This window comes from Streptomyces sp. NPDC056987, assembly GCF_042673865.1.
Classification (GTDB): Bacteria; Actinomycetota; Actinomycetes; order Streptomycetales; family Streptomycetaceae; genus Streptomyces.
In genome coordinates this window covers 89,656-112,546 of the sequence record NZ_JBHURV010000028.1, presented here as the reverse complement: position 1 = coordinate 112,546, position 22,891 = coordinate 89,656, and the positions used below count along the sequence as shown (strand labels likewise).

Annotated in this window: 18 protein-coding genes and 6 pseudogenes; 7 read left to right on the top strand and 17 right to left on the bottom strand. The window is 67.7% G+C overall.

All coding sequences use genetic code 11. The features are described from left to right. Positions 1-453 precede the first annotated feature (453 nt). The 4 genes and pseudogenes from ACFTZC_RS28675 to ACFTZC_RS28660 all read right to left on the bottom strand — a co-directional run. Positions 454-1,136, bottom strand: a pseudogene (locus tag ACFTZC_RS28675) (IS5 family transposase); the annotation flags it as partial. A 69-nt stretch (positions 1,137-1,205) separates the two neighbouring features. After that, positions 1,206-1,928 (bottom strand): response regulator, encoded by a 723-nt coding sequence (locus ACFTZC_RS28670; protein ID WP_382894532.1) that lies wholly within the window; start codon positions 1,926-1,928, stop codon positions 1,206-1,208. Further along, positions 1,925-3,028: a sensor histidine kinase gene (locus ACFTZC_RS28665; protein ID WP_382894531.1), complete on the bottom strand. Its 1,104-nt coding sequence runs from the start codon at positions 3,026-3,028 to the stop codon at positions 1,925-1,927. The genes ACFTZC_RS28670 and ACFTZC_RS28665 overlap by 4 nt, the downstream gene beginning before the upstream one ends. A 237-nt stretch (positions 3,029-3,265) precedes the next feature. Beyond that, a complete protein-coding gene (locus tag ACFTZC_RS28660) occupies positions 3,266-3,781 on the bottom strand; it encodes a hypothetical protein (RefSeq protein ID WP_382894529.1) in 516 nt (171 codons plus the stop codon). Positions 3,782-4,581: 800 nt separating this feature from the next. Here ACFTZC_RS28660 and ACFTZC_RS28655 point away from each other — a divergent pair. Beyond that, positions 4,582-5,870, top strand: a pseudogene (locus ACFTZC_RS28655) (Tn3 family transposase); the annotation flags it as partial. A 417-nt stretch (positions 5,871-6,287) separates the two neighbouring features. On the opposite strand, the gene ACFTZC_RS28650 reads toward ACFTZC_RS28655, so the two are convergent. Then, entirely contained in the window at positions 6,288-6,893 is a 606-nt protein-coding gene (locus ACFTZC_RS28650; protein ID WP_382894527.1) for a TetR/AcrR family transcriptional regulator, read from the bottom strand. Positions 6,894-6,955: 62 nt separating this feature from the next. On the opposite strand from ACFTZC_RS28650, the gene ACFTZC_RS28645 reads away from it, so the two are divergent. Continuing rightward, entirely contained in the window at positions 6,956-8,035 is a 1,080-nt protein-coding gene (locus ACFTZC_RS28645) for a zinc-binding alcohol dehydrogenase family protein (RefSeq protein ID WP_382894525.1), read from the top strand. A gap of 26 nt (positions 8,036-8,061) precedes the next feature. Here the strand turns inward: ACFTZC_RS28645 and ACFTZC_RS28640 are convergent. Together ACFTZC_RS28640 and ACFTZC_RS28635 are read right to left on the bottom strand one after the other, a co-directional pair. Then, positions 8,062-8,625: pseudogene (locus tag ACFTZC_RS28640) on the bottom strand (transposase); the annotation flags it as partial. Next, positions 8,541-9,073, bottom strand: a pseudogene (locus ACFTZC_RS28635) (winged helix-turn-helix domain-containing protein). The pseudogenes ACFTZC_RS28640 and ACFTZC_RS28635, both read right to left, overlap by 85 nt. A gap of 320 nt (positions 9,074-9,393) precedes the next feature. Between ACFTZC_RS28635 and ACFTZC_RS28630 the strand changes: the two are divergent. Next, a pseudogene (locus ACFTZC_RS28630) lies at positions 9,394-10,152 on the top strand (helicase associated domain-containing protein); the annotation flags it as partial. Positions 10,153-10,236: 84 nt separating this feature from the next. Here the strand turns inward: ACFTZC_RS28630 and ACFTZC_RS28625 are convergent. Further along, positions 10,237-11,562, bottom strand: coding sequence for a helix-turn-helix domain-containing protein (locus ACFTZC_RS28625; RefSeq protein ID WP_382894524.1), 1,326 nt, complete (start codon positions 11,560-11,562; stop codon positions 10,237-10,239). Positions 11,563-12,069: 507 nt separating this feature from the next. Between ACFTZC_RS28625 and ACFTZC_RS28620 the strand changes: the two genes are divergently transcribed. Next, the gene (locus ACFTZC_RS28620) at positions 12,070-12,978 is read left to right on the top strand and encodes a replication-relaxation family protein (protein ID WP_382894522.1); all 909 of its coding nucleotides are present in this window, start codon (positions 12,070-12,072) and stop codon (positions 12,976-12,978) included. Between the two features lie 131 nt (positions 12,979-13,109). Here the strand turns inward: ACFTZC_RS28620 and ACFTZC_RS28615 are convergent, their stop codons facing one another. Continuing rightward, positions 13,110-13,643 (bottom strand): kinase, encoded by a 534-nt coding sequence (locus tag ACFTZC_RS28615; RefSeq protein WP_382894558.1) that lies wholly within the window; start codon positions 13,641-13,643, stop codon positions 13,110-13,112. Between the two features lie 392 nt (positions 13,644-14,035). On the opposite strand from ACFTZC_RS28615, the gene ACFTZC_RS28610 reads away from it, so the two are divergent. After that, a complete protein-coding gene (locus tag ACFTZC_RS28610; RefSeq protein ID WP_382894520.1) occupies positions 14,036-14,350 on the top strand; it encodes a peptidase inhibitor family I36 protein in 315 nt (104 codons plus the stop codon). A 473-nt stretch (positions 14,351-14,823) separates the two neighbouring features. On the opposite strand, the gene ACFTZC_RS28605 is transcribed toward ACFTZC_RS28610, so the two are convergent. The 5 genes and pseudogenes from ACFTZC_RS28605 to ACFTZC_RS28585 form a co-directional block, all read right to left on the bottom strand. After that, positions 14,824-15,108: a helix-turn-helix transcriptional regulator gene (locus ACFTZC_RS28605; protein ID WP_382894518.1), complete on the bottom strand. Its 285-nt coding sequence runs from the start codon at positions 15,106-15,108 to the stop codon at positions 14,824-14,826. After that, positions 15,021-15,815, bottom strand: coding sequence for a hypothetical protein (locus ACFTZC_RS28600; RefSeq protein ID WP_382894516.1), 795 nt, complete (start codon positions 15,813-15,815; stop codon positions 15,021-15,023). The genes ACFTZC_RS28605 and ACFTZC_RS28600 overlap by 88 nt, the downstream gene beginning before the upstream one ends. A 474-nt stretch (positions 15,816-16,289) precedes the next feature. Beyond that, positions 16,290-16,538, bottom strand: a pseudogene (locus ACFTZC_RS28595) (transposase); the annotation flags it as partial. A gap of 377 nt (positions 16,539-16,915) precedes the next feature. Then, entirely contained in the window at positions 16,916-17,224 is a 309-nt protein-coding gene (locus ACFTZC_RS28590) for a hypothetical protein (RefSeq protein WP_382894514.1), read from the bottom strand. Further along, the gene (locus tag ACFTZC_RS28585; RefSeq protein WP_382894512.1) at positions 17,199-17,666 is read right to left on the bottom strand and encodes a winged helix-turn-helix transcriptional regulator; all 468 of its coding nucleotides are present in this window, start codon (positions 17,664-17,666) and stop codon (positions 17,199-17,201) included. Before ACFTZC_RS28585 ends, ACFTZC_RS28590 begins: the two co-directional genes overlap by 26 nt. Positions 17,667-17,801: 135 nt before the next feature. On the opposite strand from ACFTZC_RS28585, the gene ACFTZC_RS28580 reads away from it, so the two are divergent. Together ACFTZC_RS28580 and ACFTZC_RS28575 are read left to right on the top strand one after the other, a co-directional pair. Further along, positions 17,802-18,617, top strand: coding sequence for an enoyl-CoA hydratase/isomerase family protein (locus ACFTZC_RS28580; protein ID WP_382894511.1), 816 nt, complete (start codon positions 17,802-17,804; stop codon positions 18,615-18,617). Between the two features lie 162 nt (positions 18,618-18,779). Then, positions 18,780-19,061, top strand: coding sequence for a hypothetical protein (locus tag ACFTZC_RS28575; protein WP_382894509.1), 282 nt, complete (start codon positions 18,780-18,782; stop codon positions 19,059-19,061). Positions 19,062-19,370: 309 nt separating this feature from the next. On the opposite strand, the gene ACFTZC_RS28570 is transcribed toward ACFTZC_RS28575, so the two are convergent. From ACFTZC_RS28570 to ACFTZC_RS28560, 3 genes are all read right to left on the bottom strand, one after another. Further along, positions 19,371-19,787 carry a hypothetical protein gene (locus tag ACFTZC_RS28570; protein WP_382894507.1) on the bottom strand — a complete coding sequence of 139 codons (417 nt, stop codon included), beginning with the start codon at positions 19,785-19,787 and terminating at the stop codon, positions 19,371-19,373. Positions 19,788-19,965: 178 nt separating this feature from the next. Continuing rightward, the gene (locus tag ACFTZC_RS28565; protein WP_382894506.1) at positions 19,966-21,084 is read right to left on the bottom strand and encodes a ParB/RepB/Spo0J family partition protein; all 1,119 of its coding nucleotides are present in this window, start codon (positions 21,082-21,084) and stop codon (positions 19,966-19,968) included. Next, positions 21,081-22,343 (bottom strand): ParA family protein, encoded by a 1,263-nt coding sequence (locus ACFTZC_RS28560; RefSeq protein ID WP_382894504.1) that lies wholly within the window; start codon positions 22,341-22,343, stop codon positions 21,081-21,083. The genes ACFTZC_RS28565 and ACFTZC_RS28560 overlap by 4 nt, the downstream gene beginning before the upstream one ends. Positions 22,344-22,891 lie beyond the last annotated feature (548 nt).

Genomic DNA, 22,891 nt, shown 5'->3' with positions numbered 1-22,891 from the left:
CGTGACTCCGGCGACTACTACGGGGCCTCCGTCGCCATAGGACTCGCGTCCCGTAGGCGATCCCACGTACGTCTCTGTCTGTACGTTCTAGCGCGACTTAGGCGTCCCACTCATCTCCTTGAATGCCCTCGCTGGACATCGCCCCGCACCCCGGAATTGCCCTGGCCAACCATAGAAGCCAGGGCAGGGTGCGGCGCCGGTTACAGCTGCCATTTCCGGCGGATGGGAACTTGCATCTTCTGGAGATTGGGCTTCAAACAATCCAGTCTTCGCCATATCGCGCGGGCCGCCCAGCACACCGTCCCTGACAACTGAGCCCGGTCACCTCGTTTTCTGACATGCTGTTGTCCCCTTCACCTTTCGGATCCAGGTAAGTCATTCGGCCCAGAAACTTCCTTCCGAGTTCCTCCCGGTTGAACCGGGGATACAAACAGAGCGCCTCGTGGCGCACAAGGTCCGCTCGACAACCCACCGGGTCTTGCCCAGGCCGGAACCATGCGGGGCTCCACGGCGGGCGATCTCGGGTGTGATGCCGCGAGCTCGGATGAGACGGTGGTATTCGTCGAAGTCGTAGCCGCGGTCGGCGAACAGCCGCCGGGGCCGGTGCCGGGGCCGGCCGCGCTGACCACGGATACGGGGCATCGCGTCCAGCAGGGGCATGAGCTGAGTGACGTCGTGACGATCTCCGCTGGTCAGAGAGACAGCGAACGGAGTTCCGTTCCGGCCGACGAAGAGGTGGTGCTTGCTGCCCGGCCGCGCTCGGTCAACCGGCGAAGGTCCGATGTGAGCCCCCCTTTGAGGGCCCTGACGTGCGAGGCGTCGATCGCTGCGTCGTCCATCTCCAGCAGTCCGTCCCGACGAAGTTCTGCCGGCAGGACTTCGTGCAGGCGGGGCCACACTCCGGCCTCTGTCCAGTCCCGCAGACGACGCCAGTCCGTCACCCCACTGCACCCGACCAGCTCCGCGGGTACGTCCCGCCAGCTCACACTCTTGCGCAGCACGTAAACGATCCCACACAGCGCAGCACGGTCATCGGCAGACAACCGCCCCGGGCAGCGGTGCCGACACCGCGCACGAACCGGCAGCAGCGGAGACACACGTTCCCACAGGACATCAGACACAAGACCACCAGACACCCCACAGATCCTGCCGACACATCACCCAACTGCCAAGGATCACATGAAACTTCAATCTGAAACGATCAGTTAGTCCCAGGGCTGGACCAAGTTGTTGCGATAGGCGTAGCCGACGGCCTGGGCACGGTCGGCTACGCCGATCTTGGTGAAGATGCGGTTGATGTGCGTCTTCACCGTGGCCGGGCTCACGACGAGCCGGGCACAGATCTCCGCGTTGGACAGGCCCCGGGCGATGAGGGTGAGTACCTGGGTCTCGCGCGGGGTCAGAACGTCGGAGGGTGCGGGAGTTCGCGGCGTGTGGGCCTGTTCTCGCTGCGCGGCGGGCGATGCGACCACGCTGGTCTGCACGGCCGCGACCAGGCGGGCCTGTACCTCAGGATCGAGCCAGATACGGCCATCGTGGACGCTGCGGATGGCGTCCTCGATCGCGTCGTCGTCGGCGTCCTTGGTGAGATAGCCCCGCGCTCCCGCCTGCAGTGCCGGGAAGACGGAGCCGTCGTCGGCGTAGGTGGTCAGCACGAGTACCTTGCAGCCGGGTACCTGCTCACGCAGTGTCGCAGTGGCCGCGACACCGTCGAGGACCGGCATGTTCAGGTCCATCAGTACTACGTCCGGAGCCAGTTGTCCGGCGAGCAGCACCGCTTCCGCACCGTCACGGGCTGCGCCGACCACCTCGATGCCGTCCAGCATGTCGATCAGCAGGACCAGGCCCTTACGTACGATCTGCTGATCGTCCGCGACCAGTACTTTGATCTTCTCGCCGTCAGATGCCCTCTCGCCGGGATCCGTCACGCGGGTATCTCCATCCGTACTTCCCATCCGTGCGCTGTCGGCCCCGCTCGCAGGGTGCCGCCGACCCCGGTCACACGTTCGCGCATGCCGGTCAGCCCCAGGCCGGAGCCTTCGACCAGTGCCGCCCGGACCGGTCCCGGCCCGGTCCGGCGGTCTTCGACGGTCAGGATTGTGGCACCGGGCTCATAGACGAGCGTCACCGTGGCCTGCGCGTCGCGTGCGTAGCGGACCGTATTGGTCAACGCCTCCTGCACACCGCGGTACAGGGCTTCGCCAACGTCGGGCCGCAGCTCGCGGTGCGGCCCGGTCACGGACAGCGTCACGTCGAGCTCCAGGTCCACCCGATAGCGTTCGACCAGTTCGGGCAGCCGCTCGAGAGAGGGCACGCGCTCGCCGCGCAGCGCCCGCACAGCCCGGCGCGCATCGGCCACACCCTCCTTGACCAGCTCACCGGCCCGGTCCAGCAGCCCCCGCAGATCCCCGCTCGCCTGGTCTCGCCGGGCCATCCGCCGGGCGGCCTGTATCTGCACGGCCAGTCCGGACAGGGTATGGGCGAGCACGTCGTGCAGATCCTGGGCGATACGGGTGCGTTCGGCCAGCGCCGCCGCCTCGGTCTCCGCCTCCCGGGCGTCCTCGAGCTGGGCCAGCAGCACCGTCACGGCCACCTCGTTGATGATCGACTGCCGCACCACGATGCCTACGACGGCCAGGATGACGCCGAACAGGACCTGATGCAGGAAGTTGTCGGTACCGCCGTCCAACCCGGCGGCCGCCGCGCCGGTCAGACAGCCCATGACGACGACCGCGAGCACAGTGGCCGCCCGTCGCTCCAGGATGAGGAAGGCCATCAGGACCACGACGGACGGTGGCAGGGTGGACATCGAGCCGGGCTGCAGGATACCCAGAGCAAACCCGAAGCCGTCCACCAGCACGCAGAACACCAGGCAGCGGGCAGGACGACCGGTGAGGGGCCACAGGTTCGACGCGACCGCGGCCATGGGCAGCAGACAGCCGACGAGCACCAGGGTGACTGCCAGGTGCCTGCCTCTGACGCCGGGGGCGGGGGAAGCGTGCAGGGACTGGACGGCGATGGCGGCCATGACCCCCCACAACACGGGCTGCATACGCCGGCCCCTGCCTTCGCGTCGCTCCCGGGCACTGGCAAGAGCCACGGCCAGCCGTGGACTGACCGCGCCCGTCGGCTGAAGTATGTCCGTCACTTCTGAAGAATAGATGCACGCTGCGCCGCTGATCGCAAAGCCCGGCCCGGGCCCGCGAACGCGGAACCGGGCCAGGGCGGAGTGTAATGCGAGCGGCGCTCTGCTGGGTGCCACGCTTCAGGCCACGGCGGGAGTGACAAGGGGGGAGGTAAGCCGATAGGCCCGGACGCGCACTACCACCAGGCGGCATACCACCTGAGTGACGGCCATCAGCAGCAGCGCGGCGGTCCAGGCAGCGGTGCCGGTGATCAGGTTGTCGCGGCTGAACTGCGCAATGGTGTGAGCGCCGCTGTGCTCGGCCCAGTACACGAAGGCCGAGCGCGCGCCCATGCCCAGCACCCACAAAAGGGCAGCCAGCCACCCGGCTTTGGAGTACGCGGCGCCGTCCTCGGTCAGGCTGACGCGGGTGGCCAGTCCACTGGCCAGTCCGAGCACGATGCCCATCGTGACGCCGAAGAGGTCCAGCTGGATGTCGTGGCCCTCGGTCGGGAAGGAATGAAGGTAGTGCGCGGCCGCGGCGCTGACGGACACCAGCGGCAGCAGGAGCGTGCGGGGCGTCAGACGGCCGCCGCGCATCTGCGGAATCACCAGAAGGATCAGGGCGGCGGAGATGAGGTAGTCAGTCGTCGTCATGGGGAAGAGCTTGCCGCCCGCGGCGCCGCACGGCCTCGGCCCGCAGGTTGACTCCTGGTTTGATACCTGACGTCAACCCACGGGTTGACGCACGAGACCGCCCGGGTTACGTCAGCCCGTGGCCGAGCGGGTAGAGCTCGCGGGCCGGGTGTCCGCCCGTGGCACCGGCACCGGGAGCCGTCCCCGCGGCCGTACCGTCCCCGCGATCACCCGTGCGGAGTCGGGCAGTTCGGCCTCTGGACCATGAATGAGTGGTGTGCGTTGTGAAGTTGCAGATCATGGGGTCGGTGTGCGCGAGCTTCGGGATACTCGGGCTGGTCGGCGGTCGGTGTCCACGGTGGAGATCGTCTGACTGAGTGCGTTGAGGCGGAGATCAAGAGCGAGGTGGAGAAGATCCGTCACCGTGTCTTATGTGCTGGAGAAGCGGGGCTGGCTGGTGCGGGCGAAGGACGGACGGTTCATGCCCGCGCCCGGAGCGGCCGGCCGGGACGCTTCTCCGGCAAGCGCGGAGCGTCTGCGGCCAGGCGCCTCGACAGCCTGATCACAGCGGCCCACCACACCAGCTGGGCGTGGTGGTCGGGGCGGCGTTCGTGGTCACGGTTGAGGCGGCGTGACCGCCGTGGACGCACGCACAGAGATTCTGCTCAACTGATCAGGCAACGGGCTTCCTTGGTCGTGCTGGTGTCGTAACCGCGTCACTACCAAGGGAGCCCGTTCCCTCATGCTCGCGACCGCGCTCGAACCTCAGTCCAGACGATCACCCACTGCCGCTCGAACAAGATCCGGTGTGCCACATCGCACTGAGGCTGTCGCAGATCCCGCCGAACCGGATGGCGGCGCTGGCCCGGTACGCGCTGGGGTCGAACCGCTGCTGGTGCGGGCGGCGGAGTCCAAGCGCACGGCGATGCTCACCGCGGTGAAGCGGCACCTGAAGGCGAAGGCCATTGACGAGGCCCTGAACCTGTTCCAGGTCCTCATGGCCACCCGGCTGCTGAACACGGCGAAGCGGAAAACGGAGAAGGAACGACTGTCGATGCTGCCACAGCTGGAGAAGGCGTCGCGGGTGCTCGCGCAGGCGGCGAAGGTGCTGTTCGAGGAGCTGGAGCTGTTCGAGGAGCAAGAGGCGGACCTGGACGTGGCCGCGCTGTGGGCGGCGGTGGAGGAGGTCGCCCCGCGCGCCGCCGTGATGACCGCGGCGGCCACGGTGGTCACGCTGGTGCCCGAGGACGAGAACTCGGCCGAGGTCGCCATGCGGGCCGCGCTGGCGAACCGGTACGCCACGGTGCGCCCGTTCCTCGCTCTGCTGGGCGAGTCGAAGGCGCTGGACGCGGCGAGCGCCGGGAAGCGGGTCCTGGCCGGGGTGCGGGGTCTTCCGCCGCCGGCGCGGCGGAAGGTGGGCGTCGAGCCGCTGCTACCGCGCGAGGTGGACGACAAGCTCGTGCCACCGGCCTGGCGCAAGGCGGTGTACGCCAACCCCGACCTGCCGCAGGGAGCGGTGGACCGGGACGCGTACGTGGTGTGCGTGCTGGAGCAACTGCACCGGACCCTGAACAACCGCGACGTCTTCGCCTCGCCCTCACACCGCTGGTCCAACCCGCGCGCCCGCCTACTGGACGGACCCGACTGGGACGCGGTCGGGGAGAACGTCCTGGCGGCCCTGAGCCTGGACATGCCCGTCACCGAGCACCTGGCTGAGCTGGTGCGCGGCCTGGACGCCGGATGGAAACTGCTCGCCACACGCCTGGAAGAGGCGGGGCCGGCGGCGAAGGTCTCCATCGAGGTGCAGGACGAGGGGCGGGTGAAGCTGAACGTCGACAAGCTCGGCGCGCTCGGCGAACCGAAGTCCCTGACCTGGCTGCGGGGGCGGGTCGAGAAGATACTCCCGAAGACCGACCTGCCGGACCTGCTGTTCGAGGTGAACGCCTGCACCGCCTTCCTCGACGCGTTCGTCCACCTCGGCGACGGCACCACCCGGATGAAGGACCTGCCCACCTCGATGGTCGCACTGTTCGTCTCGGAGGCGTGCAACATCGGTCCGGCCCTGGTGGTCAACCCCGACTACGAGGCTCTGACCCGGGCCCGGCTCGTGCCGGGAGTCGGTGCGGATGCGGGCGGCCGAGCTGTTCGAGCAGGAGATCAACCCGCCAGAGGTGGCGGGGCGGTTGCGGTTGGCGTTTCGCCTTGGTCCATGCCGTGCGGCTCACCGAAACGTACTCCGACCAGCTGAGCTCGGCGCACATGGACCGGCCCGCCGGTCGGCAAGCAGGTCCAGCCTCATGCATCCGGTAGGCCATCGGCCATCGCAAAGTCGGTTGGCCGCAGCGGTGTCCTCGCAGTGCGGCGAGCCGCGTCGGAGCGCCTGGGCGAGGCGGCACTTGTGCGCCCGTCGAGGAGAAGTCAAGGTGCCGCGGCGCCGGCACGGCATCCTCGGCGGATTCCTCGCCGGGACAGGCCTCGCTCTCGACAGACCGAACTGACCCGCCGGAATCAGCAATGCGGGATCGGGCTACGGGGTGTTGCTGACGGCTCCGGCGATGAAGACGTGGATGGCGTCATCAAGGAGGGCGTCGCCTTGTGTGGCTGAGATTCGGCCGGAGGTCATCAGTGAACAAATGCCCTGGACTGTCGCCGACAGCAGCAGTGTGAGGCGCTCGGCGGTCTCCCGGTCGTTGAAGCGAGGGGAGAGTGCGGTGGTCACGAGCGCGGTCATGGTGGTGAAGAGCCGGAGCGCGGCGTCGTGGACCGGCCTGGACGTGTCGTCGGCCTTCGCGGCGACCATGAGGGCCGCCAGGTCCGGGTTGTGGGCGGCGAAATCGAGGTAGGCGCTGCCAGCCGCGCGGAGTAGGCCGAAGTCCGTTCGAGAGTCTTTGGGGAGAGTGCGTACGGCGGCTTCGACGGCCTTGGCCAGACGGTCGAATCCGCGTTCGGCGAGGGCGTCCAGCAAAGCGCCGCGGTCGATGAAGTGACTGCGGGGCGCGCCATGGCTGACGCCTGCGTCTCGGGCGAGTTCACGCAGTGACAGCTTCTCGACGCCGCGTTCACGCAGCACCGCCTCCGCCCGCTCCAGCAACTCGGCACGGAGGTTGCCGTGGTGGAAGGGCTGCCTGGACATGACTCGATCGTACCGCAAAATAGACATTGACTAGTTTCTAGTCAGCGCCTACTTTGAGGGCTGTGAACTACGTGAACGACGTGAGCCCGATGCACCGGGCACCCGAGAACCTGGCTCTGTGGTTGCCCAAACGTGGCCGGAAGTTCGAAGCAGGACCCGCGCCGTATACGCGCCCGGGGGCGAATGAGCTAGTGGTGCGGACCCGGGCAATCGGCCTGAACCTGGTGGATGGCATCCCTGGTTTCGCCTACCGGCTCGTCGTGCCGTGGCTGACCTTCCCAGCCGTCGTCGGCGGGGACGTCGCAGGCGAGGTCGTCGCGGTCGGCCCCGGCGTGGACAGATTCACGGTGGGCGACCGGGTACTCGGACATGCGCTTGGCCTCGAACGGTCGCAGAACCGGGCAGCCGAGGGCGCGTTCCAGCACTACGTCATCCTCATGGCCCACGTGGTCTCCCCGATCCCGGATTCGCTCTCCTTCCAGCAGGCTGCGGTGCTGCCGCTTCAGCTGTCGACGGCGGCAAGCGGAATGTTCCAGCACGACGGACTCGGCCTGGACCTGCCGACCGCCGATCCTGCCGACCGCGGGGAGACGGTGCTGGTGTGGGGCGGATCGACCGGTGTGGGCAGCAACGCGATCCAGTTGGCCCGCAACGCGGGATACCGCGTGGTGGCCACCGCCTCGCCCCGCAACTTCGACTACCTGCACTCGCTGGGCGCCGCCGCCGCGATCGACCGGAACAGCTCGGAGGCAGTTGACGAACTCGTGGCGGCGATCGGCGAGGTCCCGCTCGCCGGTTCGCTCGCAATCGGCAACGGATCGCTGCCGAAGGTCATGCGCGTTGCGGCACGCGCGCCGGGGACCAAACGCGTCTCATGCGCCGCGCCCGGGCTCGTGACGCGCATGCTCGCTTTGCGTGCACCCCGCGGCGTGTATGTGAGCAGCATCTGGGGCGGTTCACTCAAGGACAACGAGGTTGGTCCCGCCATCTATACCGACTTCCTCCCCACAGCCCTCGCCACCGGTGCCTACCGCGCCGAACCAGAAGCGGAAGTCGTTGGTCACGGGCTCGAGGCCATCCCCGCGGGACTGGGACGGCTGCGCGACGGCGTCTCCGCGAAGAAGCTCGTCGTCACCGTCTGAGAGGGCGTTACTGACTTCGGCTTGTCAGGTGACGCTGGGGCGTCGATGGTCAGGCCGGCGCCGACTATGAAGCCGTCGGGGGTGCCGGGCCGGTACTGGAGTCGTTTGAGCCGGTTGCGTACGAGCCGTTCGAGCCGGTCAAGAGCGACGACGGCGAGGTTGGCCAGGCTGCGCTTGACGTGCGCCCACACCCACTCGACCGGGTTGAGGTCGGGCGAATACGCGGGCAACAGGAACACCGTCAGCCACTCACGCTCGGCGATCAGCTCACGCATGGCGTGGGAGAGGTGGGTGTTCAGCCGGTCCCAGACCAGCATGATCGGCGCCCGCACGAGCTGGTGGGCGCCGTCGATCAGCGCGATGAAGTCCCGCTCGCCCAGGCTTCGGCGCTCGCCCTTGCCCACGGGATGGGTGCGCAGGCGATGACACAGCCGGGTGCGCGAACCGGGCTGCATCGCGATCAGCCCGGCCACCGACAGCCGTCCCAAGCGGCGTCCGCTGACCGTCACGACCGGGGTGATCCCACGCCGGCCCCAGGTGCGTCCTTTGGGCGGCCTGCGGGTGAACCCGGCCTCGTCCTCGAAGCAGATGTAACCCCCGCAGGCCGCCCGGGCTCTTTTACCTCCGCCCAGGTCGCCTCCTTCCAGACGTCGACCGCCCGCTCGTCTCGCTCGGCCACCCGCCTGGCGGGCACCTGCGGGGAGAACCCGAGCCGGTGCATCAACCGCGTGGCACCCGAGACGCGGTAGGAGACGTGGAACTTCCTCCCGATCAGCGTGGCCACCCGGGCCCGGTCCACACCTGGTCCTCCACCCAGCCATGCGCAGCCGGCCCCTGCTCCAGATACGCGGCCAGTTTCTCCAGGCAGCGCGGCGACAGGCGACAACGAGTGCCGCCCGCACCACGTCAGGCCAGGGCCGCCGTCCCGCCCTCGCGCCATACCTCATGCCACTGGTAGGCCGACTTCCGGCTCACCCGCAGCCACCGCGCGACCTCCGGCGGCTTGATGTCCTGCTCGAACAACTCGGCCGCCTGCAACCGCACCGACTCCCGACGCTGACGCCCCATCGCGGTCAGCCCGCCCCCATCCGCATACCTCACACACCACGGAATACAACCGACACGCCATCCCCAGCAGGGACTTCGCGAAAGATCACCCTGCCGAGCCGAAGTCAGTAACGTCTCTGACCAGCGCAGACCCTGCACCCGCTATAACGGTCTGCACGAGAACGACATGGGCCTTCGTCACTCATGTCAGTACTGAATCGGCACCGGAGTCAGTGCCAACCACCAGGTCACCTGGCTTGTGCCGCTGACACCTAAATGACGATGTCCGACTGACACTCTCCTGCAGACCATCACTGGGCGTACAGCCGCTTGAGGCGCCGTCTCCCGCCCCATCGGCCACGCGGTCGAAGGGCTCGGGGAAGGCCCAGCAGGCGTTCCAGCGGGGTGTACAGTCCCTCGCCCAATGGGTGGAGCGGGAAGGCGCAGGCCGTCCGGTGCCGCGCGGGGCGAGCGAACAGATCGCGGTCGGCGGCGAGGCGGAGCCGGTGGTCGTGAAGCTGGGCGTATGGGTCTCGAACACCCGCGCTAGGCGGGACAAGCTCAGCGCCGAACAGCGCGCCGCCCTGGCGGCGTTGGGCGTCGACTGGGCAGGCCCGGCACCGACGGACAGAGGTTCTGAGCAGCCTGCACCGGCGGAAGCGCCCGTGCCGGAGCAGCCCGACGCGGGCGACGCAGGGGCGGACGATGAGAGCGAAGCCGAGGCGGCCCGCGGCCTGGCGCGCATGAAGCGCCTCACCGAGCTGACACGGAAGCACACCAAGGCCGAACTGCTGCGCATGGCCTACGCGGGCGGCCTGGTACGCCACAACTCCCCCGAGCAGTGGCGCAAGGACGAGATCGCCACCGCCGTCGTGGACCAGGAGCTCAGGGCCGCCGCCCAGGCCGGAGCCGACCGGCCTCCCGCCCCGCCCACGGCTGTCGTCCCGGCGAAGCGGCCGCCGGTACGGCACCACCATGACGAGTGCGACAAGGCAGTGTACGAGGGCGGCGCCTGCACCTGCGACCTGATCGAGCAGTACGGACCGCCCTCCGAACGGGACGATTACTGAGACGTCCTCCGGCCGCTCCCCCACCGGACCCCGGGCCTGTCGAGGCCCAGGGTCTCGAGCTGTGGCTCGGTCGGCGGCATCGCCCTACGCGGTCCAACCGGTGAGCTGTTGGCGATAGTCGGCGTTGAGCCGGCCAGTCTGGATGTCCCCGTCAGGGGTCAGGACGTAAGGCTGGTGCGCTCCCATGTCGGCCAACAGATCGGCGACGAGGACGTAGGCCGCGACCACGGCCTCCCGCTTGTCGGTGACGATGGCACCAAGGTCCACCGTGGTCTGTGCCGGGTTTTCCGGGAACGGCGCAACGGTGCCCTCCCTCGGGTAGGCCTCCTCTGACTCGACCAGGCGCACCGGCCCGTCGCCGCCGTCGAAGCGGTGGAGCGCAGCGGACAGCACCATGTCACCGACCGCTCCGGTCTCCGCCGCCCAGGCTGCCGCAGCCTGAACCAGAGCCACGAGATCGAGTTCAAGCCGGCGGTGATACAGCCGCTTGGGGCCGTCTTCGTTGTAGTGATCGCTCTGAAAGTTGAGGGGCAGTGCCGCGTAGAAGCTGCCGTCCTGGTGGAGCTGGCCGGTTGTCTTGCCCTCGAAGCGGGCCTGGCGGCGTCCGACCAGCGCGATGCCTTCCGGCATCGCGCTGATGGTCACTCCTTCACAGGCGAGCGTGCGGAAGCGGGCGAAGGCTGCGTCTCGGTCCGCCCGTGTGCTCAGGGGGTAGGTGCCCCGGGCGGCCGGGACCGCGGCTAGGCCGACCCAGGCAGGAGAGAAGGTCGCCCTAGGGCTGCCGCCGTGCTCGGTGCTGGTCAGATAGGCCGACAAGTAGCCAATGCCTGCGTCGGCGACCTGCTTCAGGCGGTCGACGTCGTCGGAGGCGGCCTGGAAACGGTCACGGTAGCGCTGGGCGATCTCGGATTCGGAGAGGGTGCGGGTCGTGGTGCCGTGCCGGACGTGGACCCGGAAGTGGTAGTCGTTGCCCGGGGCCGCGACGGCGTGCGGGGCCTGGGTGCTTCGGGGCACGGTGAGCAGCCAGTAGATCTTGCCTTCGTGGGCTGCGGACCTCACGGCCCGTACGCCGACGTTGGGAACGACGGGCTGGATCCAGTTCGCGAGCACCGAGCGGATCCACTCTTCACCGCGGCCCGGGACCGGGTCGAAGGGGGCCAGGTCGTGGGCGTGGTCCTGCTTGCCGTCGTCGACGCCGATGACGACCATGCCGCCGGCGGTGTTGGCCATGGCGGACACGTCCTTGGCGAGTTCCTTCTTGTCCGCGTCGGCGCCCTTGTAGAAGTCCTTCTTCCAGTCGAGGTCGACACTCTCGGGTATCCGGTTGTCGACCGCACGCTGCAGATCGTCCTCGGTGAGGTCGTCGGGGTGTCGTCCCAGGGCGGCGGTGAGTCGTGCGGGCAGAACCATCGGAACTCCAGTGTCTTCACCACATGCTGCTGACGATCGCCAGCCAGATCACGCTAAACGGGATCATCAGGCCGTCACCACGCATTTCCAGGAACCGAGCCCGCCGGATTCAACCGCGGACCCGGCGCGGCGGCCTGCCGACGCGCAATCAGAGCGAGCGGGCTCCGAACCCCGGCAGCGGCACGCACGCCTTCCCTTTTCCTCACCTTCAACTCCTTCCAGGAACATGGGCAAAAGCGGCCGCAACGGGGATGTCCGCCTGCCGACCACGGCCGGGCCACCGTGGTGACCTGCGGGTTCACGGGCTGGCGTGACAGAGGGGGTGGGTGGTTGTCGGCCGGGTTGTCGGAGGGGACGTGCGCCTGGTCTGCGGCGGTGTTGTCGTCTCGTGACCGTGGTCGGATCTTCGTGGTTAGGGCTCTGGTCGGGGCCGGCTGCTGCGGTGAGCGGTACGCGCGGCGCCCGGCAGGACGGGCGCCGCACCGTACGGAAGGCGGACCAATGGTGATGATCGGTGTGGATGTGGGTGGTGGGGACCGGCTGGCGTTGGGCGTGCTGGCGCAGTACCGAATGGCCACTGCCGAGCAGTTGCACCGGGTGATCGCTCCCTCGGTGCGGATCGAGCAGACCCGGCGGCGGCTGATCCGGCTGCGCGCCGAGGGGCTGGTTGAGCGCATCACGCTGCCGCAGGCCGGGCGGACCCGGGTGTGGTTCCCGACCTTGTACGGTGTGCGGCTCGCCTGCGAGTGGCACGAGATGCACGGGCACCGGCCCTCCAGCAGGGTGGTGTCCGATCCGACCACCGTGCAGCTGAAGGCCGGCCACGCGCTGACCGAGACCGCGCTCGTCTTCCTCGAGGACGCCCGCCGCCGCGGGGAGCTGTGCCGACCGCTGGACTGGATGACCGAGGTACACCACCCGATCGGGAACGGCGAGGCCGTCATCCCCGACGCGCTCCTGTACTACCGGCGCGGCCCCGTCGGCGGCAGCGACGGGCCGATGCTGCGGGCGTTCGTGGAGGTCGACCGGGCCACGATGGGCCCCGAGCGGCTCGCTGCCAAGCTGTCTGTGTACGAGCGTCTCTACCGCTACGTGCCCGTGGTGCCGGGGCGCCGGCCTGCCCTCCAGGAACCGGCGGTGGAAGAGTGGCGGCGGCGCCACCCGCTCTTCCCGCGCGTCCTGTTCGTCCTGTTCGTCCTGGACGGCACCGGGCCCGCCGGTGTCAAAAACCGGATCAGCGCCCTGCGTGCGGGAGCCAGACTGCTGACGTCGTCCCGCTTTATCTGCGACGTCCCCGTCTTCGCCGCGCCGCTGGCCGACGTGCTCCGCCACGGCCCCTCCGCACCCGTGTGGCGCCCCGTCCACGACCCCGACCAGCGAGTCCCCTGGACCAGCTCCGGACATCACCAGGCATGAAGCACGACCGCCTACGGAGAGGCGCCGGCCGGTGCTGACCAGCCATGGTCGGGGCCGACCACAGGCTCGGCCGTGCCCGGGTCGGCCTCTGTCCGTCTCATGGTCGGGGTAGCGCCGGCGCGTTACGCAGGTCAGCGGTCCACGGCGGGCAGGTGGGACAGGCCAGTGTCGAGCATGATGCGGTCGACGGTCTTGTGCAGGGCGCTGTCGGCGCCGATGACGGTCTCGATGCCGCCGGGCAGCAGATCGCGCGGCCGGTACCAGTCGCGCAGCTGCGTCTCGCTGACGTCATCGGCGATCGGCTTGGTGGCGTGCCGGATAAGGGTTTCGCCGAACGGCACGTCCAGGTAGAAGCCGTGGGTCGGGCCGCGGTGGTCTGCCCGCAGCGCCGCGAGCATATCGCCGTAGCGGTCGGCGGAGAGGATGCCTTCGACGACGACGTGGAATCCGGCGTCCAGGGCGTAGCGGGCGGTCAGGTCCATCAGGCCGATGTTCGCGGCGCCGGGGCGGTCCCGTTCACGGAGCACGATGCGGCGGAGGTTGTCCTGGCCGACCACAGCCAGGCCGCGGCCGAACCTCTCACGCAGGCCGGCCGCGACGGACGACTTCCCCGAGGCGCTGTTGCCTCTCAGCACCACCAGCCGGGTCTCTTCGCTGCCCACCATCACAACGGTCACGCCCCCCAAAAACTGACCATGTAGGACACGGTCTTATTGCCCGCCCTGCCACATGCGACGCGTCGTCAAAGAAGTCGCGCCCCAGGGTCAATGACGGCACGGTGCTGTCAGACCCAACCTGGTAAATGTCCGCAGAGACGATGAGTGATTGCGTTGATCTGTTCAAGCTGGTCGGTTTTGTCCTGCGGGTGCGAAGGATTCTGAAAACTGCACGTTGACATCCGTTGGAACGCCATCATGGGAGGTCCATCACCGTGCGAAAGAACAGCATCTCGTCCACATCGACCGCATGGCGCCCACGCCGTAGGCTTCTGCTCTTCGCAAGCGCACTCCTCACAGCCGGAACGCTCACGGTCGGCACGGCCAACGCCGCTCCGTCCGTGAGTCCGGGCACTCGGGCCCTCTCGGACTGCCGCGTGGGCTGGGTCTGTTTCTGGGAGTGGGAGGACTTCACAGGTGCTGCCTCCTCGGCCGTGGACCTGGGACCCGGCGAGCGGTGGAACGTACCTGCCAACCTCCGGGGCAAGATCTCCAGCGCCGCCAACAACTCCAACTGGGCCGTCTACCTCTACTCAGATCAATGCGCCACGGTGAGGCTTCCCGCGAAGTTCGTCGCTTCCGAACTGACCGCCACTCCCTGTTCTGGCGGCGGAACGTGGAACAACAAACTCGACTACATCGAGCGAGCCGGGTAGAAGCCAGCAACGCGTGGGCGCTGCTCGTCGGCTTTGCCCTGGACGCCGGACATGCCGACGTCAGCCGTTGCCGCTGGCCGACCAGACCACCGACAGCATTCGCCTCCGGTTCCACCGCACCATGACCAACCGTCGCACGCACGGGACAGTTCTGCGGGCAGTAGGAGGCAACCCCACTCCGTGGTGCACCCGCTGCCCCCCACCGCCTGTGGTGGGGGGCAGCGGCATTTCGTCGTCCGGAGCCAGGCTGTACGCCACCGTCGGCCCATGGCCATCTGCCCGTGTGCTGCCGAAGCCGCGGCCCGTGCGAAGGAGCTCCGTGACCTGGCTTTCGCACGTCCCACACCCACCGACCTCAGCGTCATGGCCGCGCGATCCGCTTTTTTGGTGACGGGCCCGCAACACCGATACCCCGCGAGCAGTCGAACTCTCCAGTGCCACGGCCTTGCGGGCAGGTACCCGCCCATACTTTCCTACTGTCCGGTATCAAGTTTCTGATGCCGGTAGTCACGGGGCGCTATGCCGTAAACGGCGCGGAAGGTCCGGGTGAAGACGGCGTGGTGGGTAAAGCCCCAGCGTGCGGCGACGCGGTGGACGGGCACGGTGGACTGGGCCCGGTCGGCGAGGTCGCGCCGGGCGCCTTCCAGACGCTGGTGGCGGATGTAGCCCATCACCGTGCTCGGTCCGCCCTCCGCCAGAGCCTTCTCCTGGAAGATCCGGTGCAGCTGGCTGACCGAGATGTGGTGGACCGCGGCCACGGCGTTTGGGGTGAGGTCGGGGTCGCCGAGGCGTTGGTGGATGAAGGAGCGCACGCGCAGGGTGAGGGTGTGGTGGCGGGTTTCCGGGGGGCGTCGAGGGTGTCGAGCTCGTGGGCGAAGAGCGTGGCGAGCAGGTCGGTCAGGACCGTCTCCAGCCGCGGCACGTCGGCGGCGGTGTAGGAACGGGTGTTCGCCGCAAGGGTCGTGAGGAAACCGGCGAACAGGGCCCCGACGCCGCCGCGCCCGTCGAGCGGGCGCCAGATGACCCGGTCCGCCATGGCCCGGGGCAACGGCAGTACGGCCTTCGGCACATCCACGCAGATGGCCTCGACACGCTCGCCGCGGCTGTCCATGCGCAACTCGAACGGCCGGGATGACTCGCCGGTGCGCAATTCGAGCGGGCCGTACACCCTGTCCCGCCCGTCAAAAGTGAGGACGGTCGTGCCCCGGGTGATCAGCGCCAGGTTGTACATTTCCGGGTCCGACTGCCGGATCATCCTCGGCGTCCTGCGTATCGTCAGGGAATCGAGCCCCGTGGTGTATAGGGACACCCTGCCCATCTCCACTATCCGCTTGTACGCCCAGAACCCCTCGTCCGCGCTGCTGACCACGGCCACCGGCGCATGCAACCTGGACAGCCCCTCCACATACGCGTCCGCCCCCATGCCTGCCGGTACATCGTCGGTATGAAACACCGTCTCAAGCATTCTCCCCCCCCAGAAGCCTCGTTCCCCCCAGCACACCATCAGGGCGGGTGGGCTGCTAGTGCGTTGTCAGCCTCGAAGCGGGACGTCGGCGGACACGCCGACGTCCGCGTGGCGCTGGGCGAAGGAACGCCGGCAGGTGCAGGGGAAGACGCGGCCCGTACGACTTCCCGGGCGCGGACCAGCTGCCCGCAGCCCGGAGCGTGCCGCGGGCACCGAGGGGACGGTCTCCCAGTAGGGGTGCCATCACAGCCGTAGGGACAGGAGCAGCAGGCGACGGCGCAGGGCGGTGATGTCGCGGGGGCGGGGCGCGGCGAGCGCCGTGTAGGTCGCGTTCCAGGCTGCTTGCGTCTGCACCAGTGTGATTGATCGAGATAGTTGTCACTGTTTTGCTGGCTGACGTGGGCCGCGGGTTATTGCTCTCGGTATCTGTCACCAGATGGCCGCTTTTGTTGTCACTACCTCGCGTTTTCCGCGCTGGACCTGTTCAAGCAGACGGGCCCAGGTTCCGTCCGCCTCCCAGCGAGCGAACCGCTCGTAGGCCGTCTGCCACGGCCCATACCGTTCCGGCAGGTCACGCCACGGAGCACCGGTCCGCAACCGCCGCAAAACCCCGTTGATGACCTGCCGGTGATCCCGCCAGTGCCGTCCACGTCCAGCTACCCCAGGCAGCAGGGGTGCTATCCGCCCCCATGCCGCATCCGTCAACCCACCTCGCCCTGCCACGACATCAATGATCAGAGTGCTCGTGCGCGGGCTCCCACCCGGGGGCCGTCACATACCGGCTCAGCCGGTATGTGGTCGGGAACGCCTGGCGCCCGCACAGCGTGTCGATCCGGATCATCGCCCCGTCGACTCCTGCCTCCCGAAGGAGGCGCAATCGCGTACGTATCTCCGCTTGGTCCCGAGTCTCCACGATCACTTCCCACTGTCCCGCGTCCGGCGCGGTGCGAGCGGCCAGCCGCTGACTCTCGGCGTCTTGCCGCCGCCTTCTCTTCCCTTGTCCTGGCACCAGCCCAGAATCACGGGCCGCTCTCGGGACGGCAAGGCAATCAGACCCGAGCATGTAGATTCCCGCTCGGTGATCTTTTGTCAGACAGGCCCTAGTCGTGGCTGACCAGGGCGGTGATGAGCTTGCGGGCCCTGGCCCTGGTCAGCCGTCTCGCGGCCGTCGCGCACCGCTGGCGGGGAGCGCGCGGGGCGATGTCGCTGTCCTTGATCACCTTGATGAACTCGGCGTCGAACCGCTCCTTGCCGAACTTCTCCGCGAGCGTGGTCAGGTACTTCACCTGTGCCTCGGTGGCCGGGTCCGTCTTCGCCTGCTTCCGCCGCTCCTGCGCGGGAGCGTAGATCTGCTTGTAGTGCTCCTTGCGGGCTGCTTCCGACTCAGCGCTGCGGCAGGTGATGTGCACGGATCGGACTGTCAGAGGGCACGTTCAGCTTGGGCCGTCCCGTGGTCGTGAATGGTCTGGGTTCTGCGTCGTAGTCGGCTTGTGCTGCTCGGATGGTCGAGGCGTGTTCGATGGTCCAGTCGTAGAGCCTTCCGAATGGTTCGAGCAGTGATTCACCGAGGGGGGTGAGGGCGTATTCGACGCCGATCGGGGATGTGGGGATGATGCGGCGGGTGATCATGCCGTTCCGCTCCAGACGTCGGAGCGTCTGGGTGAGGACACGCTGGGTCACCCCATCGAGTCGGCGCTTGATCTCGTTGAACCGGGTCGGCTGCTGGAGCACTGCGAGGGCCATCATGGACCATTTGTCGGCGATCTGATCGAGGATCGGCCGGCTGGGGCAGTCCACGGCGAACAGCACGCTCTGATCACCGTGCGCCGTGTAGGGGGTGGTATCAGTCATGTGCTCTAGGTCCTCCAAAGTGCGTTCTAGACGACGTCTTGCGTGTTAACGCAGTATGGGTATGCATCGCAAACCTACATGCTTAACACATACTTACGAAAGGCGCTCATGCCACAGTCCTGCTCGACCCTGCACGTGACCGTCGCGGACGGTGTCGCCGAGATCGTGCTCGACAATCCTCCGGTGAACGTCATCAGCGCAATGCTGATGAAGGACCTCGCCAGCGTTCTGGGAGAGCTTCGCGACGACTCGTCGGTGAAGGTGATCGTGTTCTCCTCGGCGAACCCGGAGTTCTTCCTTGCCCACGTCGACATGCACATCCTCGACGACGAAGGTCTTTTCAACGAGCTCGTTGACGCCACCCCGCAGGGGGTGAACGTGTTCCAGGCTGTCGGGGAACTGCTCCGCAATCAGCCGCAGCCGATCATCGTCAAGCTCGCTGGCAAGGCGCGAGGCGGCGGGGCGGAGTTCGTCGCGGCCGCCGACATGGTGTTCGCTGCGACCGAGACTGCCGGGCTCGGGCAGATTGAGAGCCTCATGGGTATCGTGCCCGCTGGGGGCGGGACGCAGTATCTCCTTGAGCGTGTCGGCCGTAATCGAGCTTTGGAGATCGTGCTGACCGGAGATCTCTACGACGCGACCACGGCTGCCGCATACGGGTGGGTCAACCGTGCGGTGCCCGCAGCGGAACTCGACGAGTTCGTTGCTCGCGTCGCGCGCAACATCGCCGGTCTCGCAGACAACGTCGCCCTGCGCGCGAAGGAGATCTTGGCGCCCGCTCGTCCGCTCGAGGGCTACGAGCGTGAGGAGATCGCCTGGGCCAGCTTGATCGCGGACCCGATCGCCCTCGCGCTCATGGGCAGGGCGCTGGAGCACGGCGCGCAGACCCCGGAGGGCGAGGCCGACCTGGAGCAGCTCATGCGATCCGTGACCCGCTCACGCCGCCCGTAACGGCCCAGTTCGAGCCCGGCTTCCTGCCCTTCGCCAGCACTCTGGCGTTGGGCGGTAACGGTTCCTGATCGGCGTGGAAGACCGACAGGCGGCCGGTCTTCCACGCCGATGTTTTTCTGGTGTGGCTCGGCTTAGTCGTAACCGTGGCCGTTGCGACGGGCGATGCACCACCCTGACCTGCAACACCTTGTTCTCGGTGAACAGGGCGCCGACTTTCTCCGCGCCACCGAGCTGGTGCCCGTCGAGCGCGCCGCGCTCGACCAGGGGGCGACCGTACGGCGCGGCCAGGGCTACACCTTGCGCGTCAGCGCCGTCCCGGCCGTACACCGCCAGCTCCTCGCCCGCTGCCGGCCGCTCGACGGCGGCCAGGGCGTGCCCGCGGTCCTGGCCCAGCGCAAGGCCCGCCGCGAGTACGAGAACCGGGTCAGCACGCTCACGCCCTGACCATGATCGTTCTCAGCGCCAACCGCTGTACCGATGTTCCCCGAGGCCGGGGAGGCCGCCGCCCGCGCCCGCGGCCGGGTCGGCGGACGTCCCACCGTCGCCACCGAGGAAGTCATCCGTGCGGCCCGCGACCTGCTACCCGATCCTGGCCTCTCGATCACCTCGATCGCCAAACTGCTGGGCGTCTCCCCAGGCACCCTGTACAACCACATCCCGGACCTGCGGGAACTGCGCGCCGGAGCCGTGCCCCGGCAGCTTGAAGCCCCCGCCACAGCAAGATCAATCTCAGCGGCACTTTCTGTACCGCAACTACTCATACCCGGCGGAGTTGAGATGGCGGGTGTCACCGAGGCTGACGACTTGGCGGTTGTGGAAGAAGTCGTCTTCGCGCAGTGTGGTGACTCCGTACACCGAGGCGACCTCGCAACAGTCGACCTGAAAGGGGAACACGGCGCGGAAGGCCCCGGTGGGGCCTGTGGAGGTCCACAGCCCCCGCTCTTGCCAGCCTTGCTTCAGCTCCGCCCACGCCTCGGGCTGGCGCTCCACGAACAGCAGGTGGTTAATCAGGACCTGAAAAGCTACCTCGCCCCCGAACATCCCGGGCCGGCGAAGGGTGAGGTTGAGCTGATCAATGAGGTGATCAATGAGGTGATCGTGGATCTCTTCAGGAGCGGCAAAGGGAGCAGGAAGCGTCACGCACACAGTCTCCCGCATGATGATCACCACGGACCACGTCGTCGCCCGCTCGTCCCCGGCCTCCAGGCGCTCGTGCTCGATCCCGTCCGCATCAGGGCGCCGACCCTTCGCTGTTCCAGCCTCAAGGGCCGAATCTCCAGTCCGGGACCCGGCCCTTTACGGCACTTCCTACGCGGGGTACCTCCCCTTGAGTCGGTCCCCAATGAAATCAGCCCGCAGAGACAGGTTGGTTGTCCCTGTGCTTGATGAGCATGTCCAGCATCTTGAGGAGTTCGCCTGGCGGCATCTTGCGGATCAGGTGTTGTGCGGCGAACGTGCCGTCCTCGTAGGGGAACGGTTTCGGCTGCTGGTCAGCTGAGGCGGCGGCTTCGGCTGTTGTGGCTTGTGCCGGAAGGGGAGGCGTGGCCCTCTCTGATCCGGGAGTGGGGGGCTCATCCTCTGCGATCGCTGGTGTCGGGACTGCAGGTTGATCCGCGCTGCGGCTCTGTTCTTCAGGGCAGGTGGACGCGGCAGGCTCTCGCGGTTCGTTTATTACGTCGTAATCGCCGTTGGATGTACCCGTCTCGGGACGCTCAGACATCCGAGCCGAGCTTCTGCGACTGCGCTCCTTCTTCTCCGTCTCCTTGCGGGCTCGTTCTGTCTTCAGTTCAGCGAGTGCTGCTTCTTGGCGGGCAGGCGGCTTGTTGCCGACTGCCCGCAGCAGGTCGATGGGTTCTTCGCCGATCCGGGCCTGGAGTTCGGGGGTGAGGTTGAGCAGGGCGAGGCGTTGTGAGACCCATCCCTGGGAGCGGTGGAGTCGCTTGGCCAGGACGGTCTGGCTGCCGTGGATGGTCAGGAGGCGCTGGAGGGCGCGGGCTTCGTCGACTTCTTCGAGGTCCTGCCGGTGGATGTTGGCGACGAGGGCGGATTCGAGGAGTTCCTCGGGGGTGGTGCCTTGGTCGTCGCTGACCAGGATCTTAACGGTCTCCAGTTGGGCTTCTCGGGCGGCAGCAAGGCGGCTGCTTCCGTCGATGACGACGTAGGTGGTGTCGGCTTCGAGGTCGGCTTCGCGCTCGGGATTGGCTGTGATGTAGGCGTCACGGTTCATGACCGTGATGGCCTGCTTCTGGCCGTGAGTCTTCAGGCTGCCGGCCAGGTCCGTCAGGTCGCCAAGGGTGGAGCGGGGGTTTTCCGGGTTGAGGCTGATGTGGTGCGGGGGGAGTTCGGTTGGCGGGGCGATGCCGTCGGTGGGTACTCCGGTAGCGGCGGCTACGGCTTGTCGGCGTGCGCTGACGGATCCCACCCCCCCGCCGAATCGGCCGGCGCCCAGTTGCCTTGCCTTGCTCATGCGATCTCCCTGGCCAGCGCTCGCATACCGATCGCCTGCTGTGATTTGGGGGCGTAGGACAGCAGGGGCTGCTTCACGCGGACTGCTTCTTTCTGTTCCTTGAGGTCTCCGATGAGGCCGACGACCCGCGGGTCCTTTATGTCGACCCACCCCTGCAGCGAGGACGTCGCGATGAAACCGCGTCGTGAGTCGTAGAGGTTGACGACGATCCCGAGGTAGTCGATGTCGATCTTCAGGTCGCTGCGGAGGTCGTCGACCTGTGTGGTCAGGAGCTCGTAGGCGTCGGCGGAGCTGTCCTCGGCTTGGACGACGATCAGGGCCCCGGACTGGCCGGCCTTCTCGCCATCGCGGCGGCGGCCGTAGTAAGCGGCGGCATCCATGCTGAGTCCGAGGCTCGGCGGGCAGTCGACCAGGATGACGTCGTAGTCGGCTTCGAGCGGAGCAAGGGCGCGTTCGAGGGCTGCTTCTCGTGCTCTCACGGCGGACAGACGCACGTCGAGGAGGAAGGCGTCGTTGCAGGCGGGCAGAAGATGCAGTCGGCCGCCGAACGTGTCGTCGTCGATGGAGACGATGAGGTCACCGAGATTGCCCTTGGGATCGCCCGCCATGTGGTTGGTGAGGCTGTCGCCATTCATCGGCAGTGGCGTGGCCCCAAGTTGGTTGGTGAGGTGGCATTGCGGGTCGAAGTCGACGAGCAGGACGCGCATGCCGAGGCCGGGCAGGTTTTCAATGTCGAGCGGATCGCTGACGGTTTCGGTGCCGGGTTGGCTGTCGCTCGCTCGCAGTGCCTTGGCCAGTGCCTTGGCGACTCGGACGGAGTGCAGGGCGTTGGGGTTTTCGGCGAGTGCTTCTCCGAGGCCGGCTGTGATCGCGGTTTTGCCGACGCCGCCCTTCTGGTTGCAGACGACGATGCGGCGGGTGACCTCGGGGCGTTCCACGTGTGGGGCGGGGTTGGAGTCGAGCCAGAGTTGGACGGACTGGGCCAGGCCCTGGATGAGGGAGACACGGCGGTCTGCGACGACCTGACGGAAGTCTTCCCACTGTCCGGAAGGGAGGAACGTGGAGAAGGAGTCGGCGCCGGCGGTATCGACGGGCGCCGTGGCGGAGGCCAGATTGCACCAGTCCTTGATGCCCTGTTCGACGGCGGTCTGGATCTCGGTGCCGTGTTGGGCGGCTCTGATCTTGAGGTTCTGCCGGAGCCATCCCGGCAGCTTGGAGACGACCTTCTCGCGGTCGCCGGAGGTAGCTGGAGAACTCATGGCCGACACCTTACTAACGACAGTGATCCTTTGCTTCATCGACACGTTAGTTTTCCGAAACTGTCGGGGTGTCAGGAAGCCATCTGGCCTATTACGCCGTAATAGCCTCCGTGCCCTCCTCGACGGGCAGCTGGCCATTACGGCGTAATAGGCCGGGAGGCTGAGCCCTCTGGGAGGCGCCGGAGTTGTCCGGAGACGACCACTAGAGCGGAAGGTTCTCGTGGCGAGTAGGGGCCTTCGTGGGCTTCCTGACGCCAGAGCGCACGGGACTCGACGTGGCCCAGGGTCGGAGGGTTGACGGCAGTAGGCGCAGCTGGGTCTCTTCCCGCTCCAACGCGGTGATGGAGCGGCCCGCTGCTACCGATGCGTGCGAGACCGGCTCCTGCTGGAGGGCTTGTTCGTCCAGACGGTTCAGCCTGTATCGGTTTTCCGTCAGCGGAGCAGGCTTTGGGTGAACAGGAGGATCTGGGCTCGGTCGCCGGGATTGAGGAGGATCTCCACTCCGGCGGGCGCGAGCTCGGGCAGAGTCCTTCCCAGTACGCGCTCCC

What these genes read in the sequence shown, in the direction of transcription:
- ACFTZC_RS28665 (WP_382894531.1), bottom strand. Translation starts at nt 3,028, where the DNA reads ATGGCCGCCATCGCCGTCCAGTCCCTGCACGCTTCCCCCGCCCCCGGC.
- ACFTZC_RS28660 (WP_382894529.1), bottom strand. Translation starts at nt 3,781, where the DNA reads ATGACGACGACTGACTACCTCATCTCCGCCGCCCTGATCCTTCTGGTG.
- ACFTZC_RS28650 (WP_382894527.1), bottom strand. Translation starts at nt 6,893, where the DNA reads ATGTCCAGGCAGCCCTTCCACCACGGCAACCTCCGTGCCGAGTTGCTG.
- ACFTZC_RS28625 (WP_382894524.1), bottom strand. Translation starts at nt 11,562, where the DNA reads ATGGTTCTGCCCGCACGACTCACCGCCGCCCTGGGACGACACCCCGAC.
- ACFTZC_RS28620 (WP_382894522.1), top strand. Translation starts at nt 12,070, where the DNA reads ATGATCGGTGTGGATGTGGGTGGTGGGGACCGGCTGGCGTTGGGCGTG.
- ACFTZC_RS28615 (WP_382894558.1), bottom strand. Translation starts at nt 13,643, where the DNA reads ATGGTGGGCAGCGAAGAGACCCGGCTGGTGGTGCTGAGAGGCAACAGC.
- ACFTZC_RS28600 (WP_382894516.1), bottom strand. Translation starts at nt 15,815, where the DNA reads ATGCTTGAGACGGTGTTTCATACCGACGATGTACCGGCAGGCATGGGG.
- ACFTZC_RS28585 (WP_382894512.1), bottom strand. Translation starts at nt 17,666, where the DNA reads ATGACTGATACCACCCCCTACACGGCGCACGGTGATCAGAGCGTGCTG.
- ACFTZC_RS28575 (WP_382894509.1), top strand. Translation starts at nt 18,780, where the DNA reads ATGCACCACCCTGACCTGCAACACCTTGTTCTCGGTGAACAGGGCGCC.
- ACFTZC_RS28565 (WP_382894506.1), bottom strand. Translation starts at nt 21,084, where the DNA reads ATGAGCAAGGCAAGGCAACTGGGCGCCGGCCGATTCGGCGGGGGGGTG.
- ACFTZC_RS28560 (WP_382894504.1), bottom strand. Translation starts at nt 22,343, where the DNA reads ATGAGTTCTCCAGCTACCTCCGGCGACCGCGAGAAGGTCGTCTCCAAG.